This window comes from Streptomyces sp. NBC_01408 (assembly GCF_026340255.1).
Taxonomy (GTDB): domain Bacteria; phylum Actinomycetota; class Actinomycetes; order Streptomycetales; family Streptomycetaceae; genus Streptomyces.
On record NZ_JAPEPJ010000001.1, the window covers coordinates 1,224,304 to 1,239,144 of the forward strand.

Consider the following 14,841-nt stretch of genomic DNA (forward strand, 5'->3'; position numbering starts at 1 on the left):
AGGCACCTTTCCTCCATGAATGCCTCTGCGACCCTGCGTGACGTCATCGGCCTCGACAACACCCTGCCCCGCCTCGGCGAGACCACCCTGATCATGATCGATTTCCAGAACACCTACCGCACCGGCGTCATGGCCCTCGAAGGCGCCGAGCCCGCCCTCGCCGCCGGAGCCCGCCTGCTCGCCGCCGCCCGCGCGGCCGGCACGCCGGTCGTCCACGTCGTCAACGACGGGGGCGAGGGCACCCCGTACGACATCCGCGCCGAGATCGGAGCCATCAGCCCCGAAGTGGCGCCCGCCGACGGCGAACCGGTCGTGGTCAAGCAGTTCCCCGACTCCTTCCACCGCACCGAACTGGAGAAGACCCTGCGCGAACTGGGCGCCGGACCCGACCTGGTGCTGGCCGGGTTCATGACCCACATGTGCGTCACCTTCACCGCCCAGGGCGCCTTCCACCTCGGGTACCGGCCCACCGTCGTCGCCGAGGCGACCGCCACCCGCCCGCTGACCGCACCCGACGGCAGCACCGTGCCCGCCGCCACCCTCCAGACGGGCAGCCTGACCACCATCGCCGACCTGTTCGGCACCGTGGCCCCCACCGTCGGACACCTCACCCGCAACTGAGGCCCGCGGGACACCCGCTGGACGGGTGAGTCCGAAGTGGCGCCTGCGGGGGTGGTGCCACTGCGGCCTGCCCGTCCAGCTAAGAGGGGTCCGGCCGCACGCTGCCGATCACCACGGTCGCGTACAGCTCCTCCGAGGTGAGCGCCCGCACCGCGAGACCCACCGACGCCAGCGCCCCGGCGGTCGCCGCGGACTGGCGGGCGCTCGTCTCGATCAGCAGGTGACCGCCCGGGGCCAGCCACGGCCGGGCGCCCGCCGCGACCCTGCGGTGGACGTCCAGGCCGTCCGCGCCGCCGTCCAGGGACACCAGCGGCTCGTGGTCCCGGGCCTCCGGCGGCATCAGCCCGATCTCCTCCGTCGGCACGTACGGGGCGTTGACCAGCAGGACGTCGACCCGGCCCCGCAAGGACGCGGGGAGCGGCCCGTACAGGTCGCCCTCCCACACCGCCCCGCCGTACGGGGCCACGTTGCGCCTCGCGTACGCCAGCGCCGCCGGGTCGATGTCCGCCGCGTGCAGCTCCACCCCGTCCGGCACCCGCGCCGCCACCGCCGCGCCCAACGCCCCCACCCCGCAGCACAGGTCGAGCACCACCGCGCCCGGCCGGGTCAGCGCCGCCGCCTGCTCCACCAGGAACTCGGTGCGCCGCCGCGGTACGAAGGCCCCCTCGCCGACCTCCACGCGCAGCCCGCAGAACTCCGCCCAGCCCACGACGTGTTCCAGCGGTTCACCGGCCACCCGGCGCGCCAGCAGGCCCGCCAGGTGACCGTCGTCCTTGGCCGCCGAGAGCAGCAGGTCCGCCTCCTCCTCGGCGAAGACGCAGCCGGCCGCGCGCAGGGATTCCACAAGTGACGTCAAATACCTCAGTCCTCAGATGCTGCCGGTGTTGCTCGTACCGCTGCTCTTACCGCTGCTCGTGCCGCTGCTCGTGCCGCACCTCTTACTGCTCCTCTTACTGCTGCTCGTACGGCTGCTCCTGCTTCAGTCCAGCACGGTGACGTCGACGCGTTCCAGCCGCTCCGGATCCGCCAGGATGTCGATCGCGACGATACGGCCGCCGCTGACCGTGAAGCCCATGACCCCGACCGCCTTGCCTCCCGGAGTGATCGTGACGAGCCCGGGCACCCCGTTGACCAGCGCGGGCCGCGCGTACGGCGCCAGGCGCTGGAAGGTCAGGGCCTGGCGGGCCACCGCGCCCGCGCCCAGGGCCATCTCGGACAGGTCCACGCGGAGCACGACGTCCGGGTCGAGGACCGAGATCAGGCCCTCGAAGCTGCCGCCCCGGGCCGCGGTGAGGAAGGCCCCGACGATCTCCTTCTGCCGCCCCGTGTCGGCGTCCGGGGTCGGCGCCCCGCCCTGCACCCGCCGCCGCGCCCGGCTCGCCAACTGCCGGGCCGCCGCCGGGGTCCGCTCCACGATGGGCGCGATCTCGTCGAAGGGCACCCCGAACATGTCGTGCAGGACGAACGACAGCCGCTCGGCGGGCGCCAGTTGCTCCAGTACGACGAGCAGCGCCAGCCCCACCGAGTCCGCGAGCAGCACCTCCTGCTCCGGGTCCAGCCCGTCCGGCGGGCTCAGCAGCGGCTCCGGGAAGCCCACCGGACCGTCGAGGGACTCCTCGCGGCGCGCCTTGCGCGAGCGCAGCTGGTCCAGGCAGACGCGGGCGACGACCGTGGTCAGCCAGCCCCCCAGGTTCTCGACGGCGCTGGTGTCCGTCCGGTCGAGCCGGAACCAGGCCTCCTGGACGGCGTCCTCCGCCTCGGACAGCGAACCGAGCATCCGGTAGGCCACGGCCCGCAGATGCCCGCGCTTCTCCTCGAACCGCGCCGCCAGGTACTCGCTGTCGGTGGTCATCCCCGGGCTCCCCTCGTCCATGCGCCGCCACGCCTCTGCGCCGAAACGCCGCTGCACCTCTGTACCTCTGCACCACCCTGACGTACGGCGGCCCGCCGATGTGACAAGAGCCGGAACAGGAAGCACAGACGCAGGTCAGAAGACGTCCGGGCACCACGGCCGGCGCGCGGTGCGGAACACCGCGTCCGCCAGCGCGACCGCCCCGGGCCGCTCCTCGGCCACCCGGCCGAGCGCGGCCAGCCGCACCGCGGACTCGTCGCCGAGGTACAGGGAGCCCAGCGCGGCCACGTCCAGCCGCAGGTCCACCGCGTCCCCGGTCCGCGCGCACGCGCCGGTGCCCGCGTCCAGCCGGTACCTGCCGTCCGCCAGCCCCGCCGCGTCGGTCACCTCCAGTACGAGATCCCCGGGCACGGCGTACGTCCGCGCACTCAGCGCCGCCTCGACGTCCAGCAGCCGCACCCACAGGAAGTCCGCCGAGGTCAGCGGCCTGGCGGACCGCGGGTCGGGCAGCAGCTGAGGGACGAGGTCGTCGGGGGCCCGCCCGCCGGTGCGGACCTTCAGCACCCAGTCGATGGAGCACAGGAAGTGCCACAGCGCCCGCTCCGCCTCCGGGGTGACCGCGATCAGGTCCTTGACCTGCACGGTGTTCAGCGGGACCTTCGCGTCCGTCCAGTGGTCGTCGGAGGTGTACACGGCCAGCCCGGCCACCTCGCCCTCCGCCGTCCGGTACACGGCGTGGAATTTGCCCTGGTACGGGCGGTGCGACCACTCCTCCAGCCCGGTCTTCACGCTCCACCAGCGCTCGTCCCGGTCCACCGCCCCGGGCACGGCCGCCCGTAGCCGCTCGTGCAGTTCCGGGCCCACCCGGCGCAGCTCGGCCGTGTCCACCAGGTCGATCCGCCCGCCGTCCGCGGGCGCCGACCAGCGCGGGTCCAGCCCGGTGCGCGGTACGTCGATCTCCCACTCAGCGATCGAGGCGGCGGGCCCGTACCCGTACCGCCCGTAGATCGGATACTCGGCGGCGATCAGCGTCGACAGCACGTCCCCGCGCTCCCGGGCCGCGGTCAGTTCGGCGGCCATCATCCGGGTCAGCAGACCCTGGCGGCGGTGCGTGGGCAGGACGGCGACGTTCGAGACGGCGCTGGCCCGAACGGCAGCGCCGCCGGGCACGGTGAGCTCCTGCGCGAAGGAGCGGAAGGTCGCCACGCAGCGGCCCGTCGCGGTGTCGAAGCCGCCCTGAGTGCGGGCGAGGTCACCGTACTTGGCGCGCAGGGCGACATCGGACTCCGTCGCCCGGGCCGCGGTGAGGAACCCCGTGTTCAGGGTCGTCATCCACTCGGCGAGTTCGGATTCGGCGATCGGCCGGACGTCAGTACTCATAGCGGCCCACGCTAATCGGCGCGAGCGCCGCCGTCGCCCGGTTTTCTCCCCGGCTCAGGCCAGCAGGTCGTCCACCTGCGCCTCGCCCTCCCGGTACCGCCGGGTGATCTCCGCAGTGCACTCGTCCACCGTGCGCTGGAGCTGTTGGCGGCGCCGCGAGACCTGCTGCTCGTACCGCACGAGCCGGGCCATCCCCTCGTACAGCTCGCCGTCCGTACGGGCACCCAGGTCCGACAGCTCCACGTCGGCCAGCATCTCCGCCGCCAGCAGCCGGTACTCCTCGCTGTGCGGGGTGCCGAGCGTGACGTGCCGGGCGGAGGCGCTGCGGCTGGAGGGGGCGTCCGCGAGGATCTCCGACAGCCGGTCCACCACCGGGGTCTCGGGGTCGCTGCGCCGGGCGAGCTCGGCGCGCAGGATGTCGATGCGGCCCTGGAGCAGACGGCGTACGTAGCTCAGGTCGGCCTCGTCGCGCTGCGCGTCGCGGCGCAGCGTACGCAGTTCCGGCAGGCCGAGCGCGGTGGTCGCCGGCCCCGGCTCCTGCGGTTCGGCGGTGCGCTGCGCGGGCGGTCGTACCGCGGCAGCGACAGCGGACATGGACGACGTGGAAGCGGGTGATGCAGGTACGGAGGTACCAGAAGTATTCATACGAACGAGTCCGTCCCCTCGACCGGTGCGGCGCACCCGCACCGCCTGCGTGCATCGTGCCACTCTCCGTGGCCACCGTGCAGTCCCACTCCACCCGATCGGCCCCGGACGGGTGCACGCCTGGTACACAGGTGGTATGCGAGCAGTGGTGCAGAGGGTGGACGGCGCGAGCGTCGTCGTGGGCGGCGAGACCGTGGGCGAGATCGTCGGCGAGGGGCTGTGCGTCCTGGTCGGGGCGACCCACGACGACACGCCGGAGAAGGCGGCGGTGCTGGCGCGCAAGCTGTGGTCGGTGCGGATCCTGGAGGCCGAGAAGTCCTGCAGCGACGTGAACGCGCCGCTGCTGGTGATCTCCCAGTTCACGCTCTACGGCGACGCCCGCAAGGGCCGTCGGCCCACGTGGAACGCGGCCGCGCCGGGCCCGGTCGCCGAACCGCTGGTCGACGAGGTCGTCGCGCAGCTGCGGGCGCTGGGCGCGACGGTGGAGACGGGCCGGTTCGGCGCGGACATGCGGGTCTCGCTCACGAACCACGGCCCGTTCACCATCGTCATCGACGTGTGAGCCCTACGGCGCTACGACGACCTCCTGCGCGGCGGCCGTCTTCCCCACCAGCAGCGGAGCGTCCACCGGAACGTTCCGCTTGACCAGCGCGAGCGCGATCGGGCCCAGCTCGTGGTGGCGGACCGCGGTGGTCACGAAGCCCAGCTGGCGGCCCTCCTCCCCGTCGGCGGCGAGCCGGACCGGCGTGCCGTGCGCGGGGAGCAGCACCTCGGAGCCGTCCAGGTGCAGGAAGACCAGGCGGCGCGGGGGCTTGCCCAGGTTGTGGACGCGGGCGACCGTCTCCTGACCGCGGTAGCAGCCCTTCTGGAGGTGGACGGCGGTGCCGATCCAGCCCAGCTCGTGCGGGATGGTGCGGTGGTCGGTCTCCAGGCCGAGCCGCGGCCGGTGCGCCTCGACGCGCAGGGCCTCGTAGGCGAGGAGGCCGGCGGCCGGGCCGTGCGAGGCGGCGAAGGACTCCAGCTCGGCGCGGGGCAGGAAGACGTCACGGCCGTGCGGGGTCTCCCGTACGGCGTGCTCCTTGCCGACCTCGGCGATGGAGCCGGCCGGCAGGTGCACGACCGCGAAGTCGGCGGTGCGGTCGGCGACTTCGACGCGGTAGAAGAACTTCATGGACTCCAGGTAGGCGATCAGGTCTTCCTGGGTGCCGGGCTCCACGTGCGCCCAGGTCGTCTCGCCGTCGTCGACGATGTAGAGCGCGTGCTCGATGTGGCCGTTGGCGGAGAGGATCAGCGCTTCGGTGGCCTGCCCGGCCGGCAGGTCCGTGAGGTGCTGGGTGAGCAGCAGGTGCAGCCAGCTCAGCCGCTCCGGGCCGGAGACGGTGACGACTCCGCGGTGCGAGAGGTCGACGAAACCGCGGCCGTCCGAGAGGGCGCGCTGTTCGCCGTACAGCTCTCCGTAGTGGGCGGCGACGCCCTCGTCGCGGCCTTCGGCCTGCACGGCGCCGGGGAGATGGAGCAAAGGGCTGGTCATGGGACCAAGACTACGACCCGGCTACGCCTGACCGGCACGGTGTTTGGCGGCACATTTCTTGCAGAGTCCGAAGATCGCGAAGTGCTTCATGTCGGTCTCGAAACCGAAGGCGGTACGGAGCTTCGCGGTGAACTCGGCGGCGATGTCCACGTCCGCCTCGATGACGTCGGAGCACTCGCGGCAGACCAGGTGGATGTGGTGGTGCCGGTCGGCGAGGTGGTAGGTGGGGGCGCCGTGCCCGAGGTGGGCGTGCGAGACGAGCCCGAGCTCCTCCAGTAGTTCCAGCGTCCGGTAGACGGTGGAGATGTTCACTCCGGAGGCGGTCTTGCGCACCTGGACGAGGATCTCGTCGGGGGTGGCGTGCTCCAGGGTGTCGACCGCTTCCAGGACAAGCTGGCGCTGCGGAGTCAGCCGGTATCCGCGCTGCCGCAGGTCGGTCTTCCAGTCGGTGCCCTCGGTGCTCTCGGTGCTCACCACCCGGCCAGTGTAAGCGCGCGAAGGGGACCGCGGGCGGGCCCGCGGTCCCCTTCTTGCACAACCTGTGGACGACCGGCCGCGCCGGGCGGCCCTGGCGCCCCGACCGTCAGCGGAAGAAGGCGATGCCGTCGTCCGGCATGTCCGGGAGGTTGCGCGCCATCTCGGCGACCTCCTCGGGCGTGACGACCTTCTTCAGCTGGGCCGACATGTACGGGCGCAGCTCGACGTCGGGGGTGGCCTTCTCGCCGACCCACATCAGATCGCTCTTCACGTAGCCGTAGAGCCGCTTCCCGCCGCTGTACGGGCCGGCGGCCGCGGTGCGGGCGACCGCGTCGGTGACCAGGTCGATCTGGGGCTTCTGGTCGGCGAGCTCGCCGTACCAGACCTCGACGACGCCCTGGTCGCGGACCATGACGATCTCGACCTTGCGGTCCTTGTCGATGCGCCAGTAACCCGACTCGGACTCCAGCGGCCGCACCTTGTTGCCCTCGGCGTCGAGGACCCAGGTGTGGGAGGTGTACTCCAGGAAGTCCCGCCCGTCGTGGGTGAAGACGACCTCCTGGCCGAAGTTGCACTTTTCCTCACCCGGGAAGTCGAAGACGCCCGCGCCCTCCCAGTTGCCGAGGAGGAAGGCGAGGGGGACGAGGCCCGGGTTCAGGTCGGACGGGATCTGGATCATGAATGGCTGCTCAGGCGATCTGTGGGAGGGGTCCGGGGGCGGTCTGCTGGGCCGGAGCTCAGCGCTGACCCTGGTACAGCTTCTTGACGGCCAGGCCGGTGAAGGCCATGACGCCGACGCAGACCAGGACCAGCAGGGAGGTGAAGACTGCCTCAAGCACGGGGTGCTCCTCGGAGGATTCGGTGCGGTGTACGGGCCGGTCCCCAAGCCTACTGGCCCGGAGACCGCCCCACTCTGTGAGGTCGGCCGTACCCGTCGTACCGGGCGGATCAGCCCAGCAGCTGGTGCTGGAGGATCACCGTCTGGTGCAGGGGCACGGAGGCCACCCCGCCCTTGCGGGTCTGGAGGATCACCGCCTCGATGTCACCGGACTGGATGCACCCGACGGCCGTCTGCTCGTCCCCGACGGGTTCGCCCTCCTTGTGGACCGCGATCTTGTTCTCCGATGTCGGCAGCGAGGTGCTGGCCTTGGTCCAGTCGACGTCGAGCGGCAGGCTGTTGACACCCTTGAGGACCCCGGGGCAGGCGTGGACGGACGACGTGAATCCGGCCGAGTGGAAACGCAGCAGGTAGACCCGGGTCCGGGTGCCGTCCGGCATGGTCCAGCCGCGGGCCACGATCTCGCGCGGGGTGTCGGCGGCGAAGTCCTTCCGCAGGGAGTCGCGTGGCTCGGTCTCGTACTCCTCCAGGAAGGTGTCCGCGGTGACCTCGGAGTCCTTCTCCAGTTTGAGCGTCGCGTCGGGCGTCGAGCCGGCGGGCGCCGGCAGGAGCAGCTGGGTCAGGCCCGCGTAGTGAATGCCGTCCCGGTTCTCCTTGGAGAAGGGCAGCGGGGCCCCCGGCGGCAGGGTCGGCCTGGCCAGGGCCGGGTAGGCCCAGCGGCCGTCGCTCTCGGTCGAGAGACCGGGGACGTCGGTGCGCTCGGGCCGGCTGATCCCGTACGCGACGCCCGCGCCGACGGTACCGAAGACGAGCACGGCGGCCGTCCAGCGCAGTACGGCGAACAGCACGCGCCGGTCCTTGGGCGCGGCCGGGGCCTTCGCCGCCGCGGCGCCCTCGGGCACGGCCGTGGGCTCCGGCTCCGGCGCGTCCGCCGTGGTGTGCTCGGTCATGCGGACTCCCCGGGGGTCTTCAGGTGGCTCAGCTGGTTCTTGAAGAACCCGATGACGTCGGAGGTCGGCAGGGGCCGGGGGCCGAAGGCACGGAAGTCGACCATCACGTCCCCCTCGACCGCCACGCACTGCAGCACGTCGATCTTCGCTCTCTTCTGGTCCTTCTCGTCGCCCACGGCCGACAGCACGCACTTGGCGTCCGGGTATCCGTCCACCTTCGGCGCCGGGCGGTCGTCGCCGCCCGCTTCGAGGACCGCCTTGGAGAACGCGGAGAACGATCCCACGGCCTCCGGAGCGGCCTGCATGATGTGCACCTCGAAGACGGGCGCGCCCTTACCCCGTGTGTAGCTGCGCCCGGCGGTGCCTTTGAGCTTCAGCTCGGCCCACGCCGCGTCGCGGCTTCGCCGGTCCGCTCCGCCGACGCCGCCGGACTCCCGCGCCAAGGTCTCGGCCATCTTGTCGCCGGAGAGGAAGTGGTCGTTGCCCTCGGCCCCGATGTCGGGGCCGAGGGCGTAGCCCTCCGGGAGCGGGAGGAGCTTGCCCGTGATGGCGTTCGGGGGCACCGGTGCGGGCTCCTCGCCCTTCTCGGCCGACTGACCCGCCGCGACCCAGTACGCCGGGGGAGCGCTGCGGTCGGCGCCCTTGAGTACGAAGAACCCCCCGACGCCGCCGGCCACGAGTGCGGTCACGGCAGCGACGGAGCCCGCGACGAGTGCGGCCTTGCGGCGACGGCCCTCGGGCGCGGATGCGGCCTCGGGTGCCGGGGCCATGGGTTCGGTGGGGGCGTCGAGAGCCGGGGTGTCGTTCTGCGTCTCGGTCACAGTCGCTCCAGCTGCCGCTTGGCCAGGTCGATGATGTCGTTCTCGGAGATGGCAGCGCCCCCGGCGTCCGTGTAGAAGATCTCTGCGACGACGTCACCGCGGCGTACGACGGCCCGGGCCTGGCGCAGCGGGTGGTACCCGTCTTCCTGCGTGAGCTGCGAGAACACCCAGACGTGTGCATCGGCCGGCGGGAGGCCCGCGATCTCGGAGCCGGGGTTGCCCGCATCCTCGGAGATGGCGTCGCTCGCTCCCCCCATGTCCCTGACCGCACCACGCCGGTCCTTGTACTGCATCAGCTGGATCTCCGTGTACCGGTCCCCCTGTTCCCAGGCCGTGGAGACCGCGCGCCGGAAGCCGTCGTCCTGGAGGCCGGCGAAGGCCTTGTCCGGCCGCTCGTAGAGCGCCGCGAGGGAGTCGAGGCCCATGTAGCCCGGCGTGCCGATGGGCTTCGCGCCGCTCGGCGCCTCCAGCAGGAGCTTGCTGAGGTCGTCGTCCGACTTGTGCCAGCGGTTGGCGTTGATCGTCCGGTGCGTCGTGGTGTCGTCCGGCGCGAGCGGCTTCGGCGCCACCAGGCCCTGCTGGGCCAGCGGCGGCAGCGCGGTGGGTGCGCGGTGGTACTGGACCGCGTAGCCGGTGACCGTCCCGGCGAGGACGCCGAGTACGGCCGCGCCCGCGATCAGGAGCGTCGTGCGCCCCCGGCGGCGGCGCGGTGCGGTCTCTCCCTCTTGCCGCTGCTCAGGGCTGGTCTGTTCATGTTCCAAGGGAGTCCCCCCACAGGACTGGCGGCGCCGGTTCGATTACCTGCGCGTACGCATTGACCGTCTGTGGAGGGGAGGGGTTGTGTCGGTGCTTATTACATTCTTATCTCACGGCGTTTCAGTCCTCGTGCCGCCGCTTTCCGTCCAGTTCGTCCCACCACTCGTCGGACTTCGGATCTCCCGAGGGGTCGTCCCACCAGCGGTCTTCCGGCCCGCGCCGGTTGGCGACCACCGCGGCGACCGGCGGGATGACCATGGCGACCACGCACAGGGCCACGGCCGCCTCCACCGAGAACAGCCGCACGAAGGACCAGGCGGAGACGAAGAGGAACAGGCATCCGCCCATGAGCAGGAAGTAGACGCGTCGACGCCGGGCGTACATGCCTCCAGCGTAGGTCCGGCGGGCGCGCGCACAAGGTGCGCGGACGGCACGAAGGGCCGCACCCCGTTCCAGTGGCGTCCAACCCCCGGAGGTGCGGCCCTTCGGCCGGTCGATCAGTGCGCGAGCACGGTCGGTCAGACCGCGATCGCCACGTCCGTCACGCCGCCGGCCTCGGCGACCACGACGGCGCGGTCGGCCCTGGCACCCGGGACGAGCGCGCGCAGCGTCCAGGAGCCGGGAGCCGCGTAGAAGCGGAACTGGCCGGTGGCCGAGGTCGGGACCTCGGCGGTGAACTCGCCGGTCTCGTCCAGCAGGCGGACGTAGCCGGACACCGGCTCGCCGGCCTGGGTGATCTGGCCCTGGATCGCGGTCTCACCGGGCTTCAGCGTCGCGAGGTCGGGCCCGCCGATCTGTGCTCCACACATGTTCTCTGTCCTGTCCTAGAGAGAGTCGTACTGGCTACTACGGGCCCTGCGTGCCCGGCAGGGTTACTTGTTGGGGCCGAGCTCGATCGGCACGCCGACCAGCGAGCCGTACTCGGTCCACGAGCCGTCGTAGTTCTTGACGTTCTCCTGGCCCAGGAGCTCGTGCAGGACGAACCACGTGAGCGCGGAGCGCTCACCGATGCGGCAGTAGGCGATGGTGTCCTTCGCCAGGTCGACCTGCTCTGCCTCGTAGAGGGCGGTCAGCTCGTCGTCCGACTTGAAGGTGCCGTCGTCGTTGGCGTTCTTCGACCACGGGATGTTGCGGGCGCTCGGCACGTGGCCGGGGCGCTGCGACTGCTCCTGCGGGAGGTGCGCCGGGGCGAGCAGCTTGCCGGAGAACTCGTCGGGCGAGCGCACGTCGACCAGGTTCAGGGAGCCGATCGCGGCCACGACGTCGTCGCGGAAGGCGCGGATCGACTTGTCCTGGGGCTTGGCCTTGTACTGGGTGGCCGGGCGGTTCGGGACGTCCGTGCCGTCGACCAGGTCGCGGGAGTCGAGCTCCCACTTCTTGCGGCCGCCGTCGAGGAGCTTGACGTCCTGGTGGCCGTAGAGCTTGAAGTACCAGTAGGCGTAGGACGCGAACCAGTTGTTGTTGCCGCCGTAGAGGACGACGGTGTCGTCGTTGGAGATGCCCTTGGCGGAGAGGAGCTTCTCGAAGCCCTCCTGGTCCACGAAGTCGCGGCGGACCGGGTCCTGGAGGTCGCTCTTCCAGTCGATCCGGACGGCGTTGGTGATGTGGTTCTTGTCGTAGGCGGACGTGTCCTCGTCCACCTCGACGATGACGACGTCGGCGTCGTTCAGGTGGGCCTCGACCCAGTCGGCGTCTACGAGGACGTCGCTGCGGCTCATGGTGTTCTCCTCCGGGGCAGTGTGCGGCGGGGCTGTGCTGGTACGGCTGCGGACCTGCCGGTCGTGAAACCTGCTGGCTGCGGGTGCTGCTCGGGGTGCTGCTTGCGTGCGTCCGGGTGCGCTCACGGGTCCTGCACGGGGAGGCGGCAGGGGATCAGGAGGCGGGTGCGGTCACGCGGGAAGTGCTGTCGTCCGGCTGGTAGAGCGGTGCGCCCACAGGTCACATGGATCGACAGAGCATGGCGGCGACGCGACACAGGTCTACTGCCCGCCGCTTCGTGAGGTCCGCCTGCTGATGCTTCATAGGCATGGATCGTAGGGACGAATCAGCCGCCCTGTCACCGGTGTGTCATATTTCGAGACAGGATCGTCCGAATACTGGGATACGAGGGCCCCGGGCGGCCGCCGCGCCGCCTCCGGGACACCCCCTCCGGCCCATCCATCTGCGGATCGGACCGGACCGTCTCACGATCCGGCCAGCACCACGTCCGAGCCGCCCAGCGTGAGGTGCACACCGGCCTCGTCCGAGGTCAGCGTGGTCAGCTGGAGCCCGGCCGGCAGGCCGTCGTCCAGCCGGCGGTCGAAGTCGGTCTTCTTGCGGACCAACTTCTCGACGCCGGGAACGCCCTCGCCCGGCACCGCGTCGGCACGGACCCGGACCATCTTGCCGCCCTTGCCGCCCTCGCCACCCTCGGCGTCCACGAGGCTGATGGTCGACACCACGCTGTGCGTCAGGGACTTGCCGAGCACGTCGACGGTCGCGGTGACCTTCACCTTGTTCGGCGCCCCGCCGTAGCTGAGGGTCGCGCCGGTCTGCGAGGCCGCCGTCAGGTCCGCGTACGTGATGAGCGCGCTGCCCTCGGCACGCTTGGCGGTGCCGCCGGTGTAGTCGTCGTTCAGCTTCACGTCGTGCAGGCGCGCGTCGAGCTCCGTGAGCCGCGTCTTGCGGCCGTCCGCGGTGGCGTCGACACCCTTGAGCCTGAGGTCGACCCTCTCCAGGTCGTGGCTGAGCGCCTGGGTCAGGAAGGGGAAGCCGTGGATGTCCACCTCGGTGCTCCCGGCCAGGCCCTGCCGGGCCTGTATCCGGTCGGCCAGCCGGTTCTCGGCATAACCGACCGCCCACCGGTCCACACCCGCGAGCAGCGCCCCCAGCACCACAGCGACGATCACCACAACACGCAGGAAACGCACGTGTCCACCCCCCTACTAGTCGGTACGTGCGTTCTAGTTGACCATGGGCGGCCGTCGGACGGCCGTCAGCCCACCACCCGGCCGATCAGGTACACGGCGGGCGCGGCCGCCGCCAGCGGCAGCGCGACACCGGCCGTCATGTGGACGAACTTCGACGGGTAGTCGTACGCCGCCACGCGCAGCCCGATCAGGGCGCACACGCCCGCGACCAGGCCGAGCAGCGCCCCGCCGCCCGCCCCGACGGTCAGCCCGCCGACCGCGATGCCGGCGCCCGCGGCCGAGGCCAGCGAGACGCCCACCGAGGGCGCGGCGGGCAGCGGCAGGGCCCGGGCGAAGACGGCCGCGGCGACGGCCACGCCGCCGACGGTGACGGCTTCGGAACCGGCGGCCAGGTAGCCCGCGCAGACGATGGCGAGGGCGGCCGAGGCCACCGAGGCCATCAGGCCGTACATCCGCTCGTCCGGATCGGCGTGGCTGCGCAGCTGGAGGACCAGCGTGAGCAGCACCCAGGCGCCGAGGGTGCCGATGATCGCGCCGGGGCCGTACGCGGGCTCCACCGCGAGCACGGCCGCGTCGGCGACGAGGGCTCCGAGGAAGGCGAGGGCGATGCCCTGGCGGGCCGGCCACATGCCGTTGAGACGGAACCAGCCGGCCGCGGTGAGCCCCTGGAGGGCGATCAGCGGCACGAGCAGGGCGAACTCCCCGAGGGCGGCGGCGACGGCCAGCAGCAACCCGAGGGCGGCGGTCAGTACGGCCGACTGCGGGCCCGGGTCGATGATCGGCGACAGGCCTTCGGCGCGGGCCTGGGCGGGATCGACGGCGCGGATGGTGTTGCCCGCGAGGGTGGGCGGCGACCAGGCGGGCTCCTCACCGGGCACCGGGTCCTGCCCGGCCACGCCCGCGCCCGGGCCCGCGGCTACGGCCGCCACGGCCTCGGGGCCGGGGTACGGCGGCAGGTACGCGGTCTCCTCGGCCGAAGCCGAAGCCGGAGCCGGGGCCTGGGTCTGGGCCTGTACGGGGGCCGCCTGCTGGGGCGGCAGGTACGCGGTCTGCTCGGCCGCGGCGAAGTCCGGCCAGGGCGCCCCGCCCTGGGACCAGTCCTGGCCGGGCGCCGGAGCCGGGGCCTGCACCTCGTCGCGGAACCAGCCGTCCGGGGCGATGCCCTGCTGCTCCCCGGGACCCGGGTACGGCGGCAGGTACGCGGTCTCCTCGGCCGAAGCCGGAGCCTGGGCTTGGGCCGCGTGCTCCTGGTACGGCGGCAGGTACGCGGTCTCCTCGGCCGGAACCGGAGCCGGGGCTTGGGCCGCGTGCTCCTGGTACGGCGGCAGGTAGGCCGTCTCGGCCGCCTGGGACCAGTCCTGGACGGGCGCCGGAGCCGGGGCCTGCACCTCGTCGCGGAACCAGCCGTCCGGGGCGATGCCCTGCTGCTGCCCGGGGCCGGGGTACGGCGGCAGGTACGCGGTCTCCTCGGCCGAAGCCGGAGCCGGGTCCGGGGTCTGGCCGGGAGCCGGGGCCGGGGCCTCGTCGCGGAACCAGCCCTCGGGCGCCACCGGCTGCCCGGGCACCGCGCCCAGCGGCGGGTGCACCGGCTGGTAGCCGGTCTCCCAGGTGTCGGACTGCCAGGTCTGGGTCCCGTACGGATCCTCCTGGTGCTGCTGTGGGTGCTGCTCGTGCTGCTGCTGGTACTGCTGCTGCTGTTGCTGCTGTTCCTCAGGCGTGCTCATCGGTTTCCGCTCACCCGCCCGCGAACGGAGGGAGCACCTCGACGGTGCCCCCCTCGGTCAGCTGGACGGCATCATGCGGGCGCTTGCCCACGGGCTCGTCGTTCACGAGGAAGGAGCAGCGCAGCAGGACCCGGGTCAGCTCCCCGGGGTGGCGTTCCCGCACGGCGTCGAGCGCCTCGGCCAGTGTCCGCGCCGAGTACGGCTCCTCCGCCGTCTTGGCCGCGGCCTTGGCCGCCGCCCAGTAGCGGATGGTTCCGGTTGCCACTGCAGCTCCTATCGTCGGCTCTCTACCGTCGGCCTCCATGATGACCCCTCCCCGCCCCCGCCCCCGCGTGCC

The 14,841-nt window shown here is 72.2% G+C and carries 19 protein-coding genes; 2 read left to right on the forward strand and 17 right to left on the reverse strand.

From position 1 onward, the window contains the following. Positions 1–15: 15 nt before the first annotated feature. Complete coding sequence (locus tag OG447_RS05705) at positions 16–621, forward strand: isochorismatase family protein (protein ID WP_266935285.1); 606 nt, start codon at positions 16–18, stop codon at positions 619–621. A 79-nt stretch (positions 622–700) separates the two neighbouring features. Here OG447_RS05705 and OG447_RS05710 read toward each other — a convergent pair whose 3' ends face one another. The 4 genes from OG447_RS05710 to OG447_RS05725 all read right to left on the reverse strand — a co-directional run bounded on the left by OG447_RS05710 (position 701) and on the right by OG447_RS05725 (position 4,447). Further along, positions 701–1,486: a putative protein N(5)-glutamine methyltransferase gene (locus tag OG447_RS05710; RefSeq protein ID WP_266938765.1), complete on the reverse strand. Its 786-nt coding sequence runs from the start codon at positions 1,484–1,486 to the stop codon at positions 701–703. A gap of 114 nt (positions 1,487–1,600) precedes the next feature. Continuing rightward, a complete protein-coding gene (locus OG447_RS05715) occupies positions 1,601–2,473 on the reverse strand; it encodes a sigma-70 family RNA polymerase sigma factor (RefSeq protein WP_266935287.1) in 873 nt (290 codons plus the stop codon). A 135-nt stretch (positions 2,474–2,608) separates the two neighbouring features. Then, positions 2,609–3,853, reverse strand: a complete 1,245-nt coding sequence (locus tag OG447_RS05720) for a GNAT family N-acetyltransferase (RefSeq protein WP_266935288.1) — start codon at positions 3,851–3,853, stop codon at positions 2,609–2,611. 54 nt (positions 3,854–3,907) lie between these two features. Next, on the reverse strand, positions 3,908–4,447 hold the full coding sequence (locus OG447_RS05725) for an ABC transporter substrate-binding protein (RefSeq protein ID WP_266935290.1): 540 nt from the start codon (positions 4,445–4,447) through the stop codon (positions 3,908–3,910). A gap of 187 nt (positions 4,448–4,634) precedes the next feature. Here OG447_RS05725 and dtd point away from each other — a divergent pair, with 187 nt between their 5' ends. Continuing rightward, positions 4,635–5,060: a D-aminoacyl-tRNA deacylase gene (dtd, locus tag OG447_RS05730; RefSeq protein ID WP_266935292.1), complete on the forward strand. Its 426-nt coding sequence runs from the start codon at positions 4,635–4,637 to the stop codon at positions 5,058–5,060. Between the two features lie 3 nt (positions 5,061–5,063). On the opposite strand, the gene OG447_RS05735 is transcribed toward dtd, so the two are convergent. From OG447_RS05735 to OG447_RS05790, 13 genes are all read right to left on the reverse strand, one after another. Next, positions 5,064–6,029, reverse strand: coding sequence for a folate-binding protein YgfZ (locus tag OG447_RS05735; protein ID WP_266935294.1), 966 nt, complete (start codon positions 6,027–6,029; stop codon positions 5,064–5,066). Between the two features lie 21 nt (positions 6,030–6,050). Further along, on the reverse strand, positions 6,051–6,503 hold the full coding sequence (locus OG447_RS05740) for a Fur family transcriptional regulator (protein WP_266935296.1): 453 nt from the start codon (positions 6,501–6,503) through the stop codon (positions 6,051–6,053). Positions 6,504–6,612: 109 nt separating this feature from the next. Further along, entirely contained in the window at positions 6,613–7,185 is a 573-nt protein-coding gene (locus tag OG447_RS05745; protein ID WP_266935298.1) for an FABP family protein, read from the reverse strand. A gap of 269 nt (positions 7,186–7,454) precedes the next feature. Further along, positions 7,455–8,294: a hypothetical protein gene (locus OG447_RS05750; protein ID WP_266935299.1), complete on the reverse strand. Its 840-nt coding sequence runs from the start codon at positions 8,292–8,294 to the stop codon at positions 7,455–7,457. Further along, positions 8,291–9,115 carry a hypothetical protein gene (locus OG447_RS05755; protein WP_266935301.1) on the reverse strand — a complete coding sequence of 275 codons (825 nt, stop codon included), beginning with the start codon at positions 9,113–9,115 and terminating at the stop codon, positions 8,291–8,293. The genes OG447_RS05750 and OG447_RS05755 overlap by 4 nt, the downstream gene beginning before the upstream one ends. Continuing rightward, positions 9,112–9,876 carry a hypothetical protein gene (locus OG447_RS05760; RefSeq protein WP_266935303.1) on the reverse strand — a complete coding sequence of 255 codons (765 nt, stop codon included), beginning with the start codon at positions 9,874–9,876 and terminating at the stop codon, positions 9,112–9,114. Before OG447_RS05760 ends, OG447_RS05755 begins: the two co-directional genes overlap by 4 nt. Before the next feature lie 115 nt (positions 9,877–9,991). Then, entirely contained in the window at positions 9,992–10,255 is a 264-nt protein-coding gene (locus OG447_RS05765; RefSeq protein ID WP_266935305.1) for a DUF3099 domain-containing protein, read from the reverse strand. Between the two features lie 134 nt (positions 10,256–10,389). Further along, positions 10,390–10,680, reverse strand: coding sequence for a DUF1416 domain-containing protein (locus OG447_RS05770; RefSeq protein WP_266935306.1), 291 nt, complete (start codon positions 10,678–10,680; stop codon positions 10,390–10,392). A gap of 63 nt (positions 10,681–10,743) precedes the next feature. After that, positions 10,744–11,589 (reverse strand): sulfurtransferase, encoded by an 846-nt coding sequence (locus OG447_RS05775; RefSeq protein ID WP_266935308.1) that lies wholly within the window; start codon positions 11,587–11,589, stop codon positions 10,744–10,746. Between the two features lie 220 nt (positions 11,590–11,809). Then, positions 11,810–11,899: an Ms5788A family Cys-rich leader peptide gene (locus OG447_RS32350; RefSeq protein WP_353962230.1), complete on the reverse strand. Its 90-nt coding sequence runs from the start codon at positions 11,897–11,899 to the stop codon at positions 11,810–11,812. A 155-nt stretch (positions 11,900–12,054) separates the two neighbouring features. Continuing rightward, on the reverse strand, positions 12,055–12,780 hold the full coding sequence (locus OG447_RS05780) for a DUF2993 domain-containing protein (RefSeq protein ID WP_266935310.1): 726 nt from the start codon (positions 12,778–12,780) through the stop codon (positions 12,055–12,057). A gap of 65 nt (positions 12,781–12,845) precedes the next feature. Next, positions 12,846–14,504, reverse strand: coding sequence for a hypothetical protein (locus tag OG447_RS05785; protein WP_266935312.1), 1,659 nt, complete (start codon positions 14,502–14,504; stop codon positions 12,846–12,848). A gap of 10 nt (positions 14,505–14,514) precedes the next feature. Next, the gene (locus tag OG447_RS05790; RefSeq protein WP_031145199.1) at positions 14,515–14,769 is read right to left on the reverse strand and encodes a MoaD/ThiS family protein; all 255 of its coding nucleotides are present in this window, start codon (positions 14,767–14,769) and stop codon (positions 14,515–14,517) included. Positions 14,770–14,841: the final 72 nt, after the last annotated feature.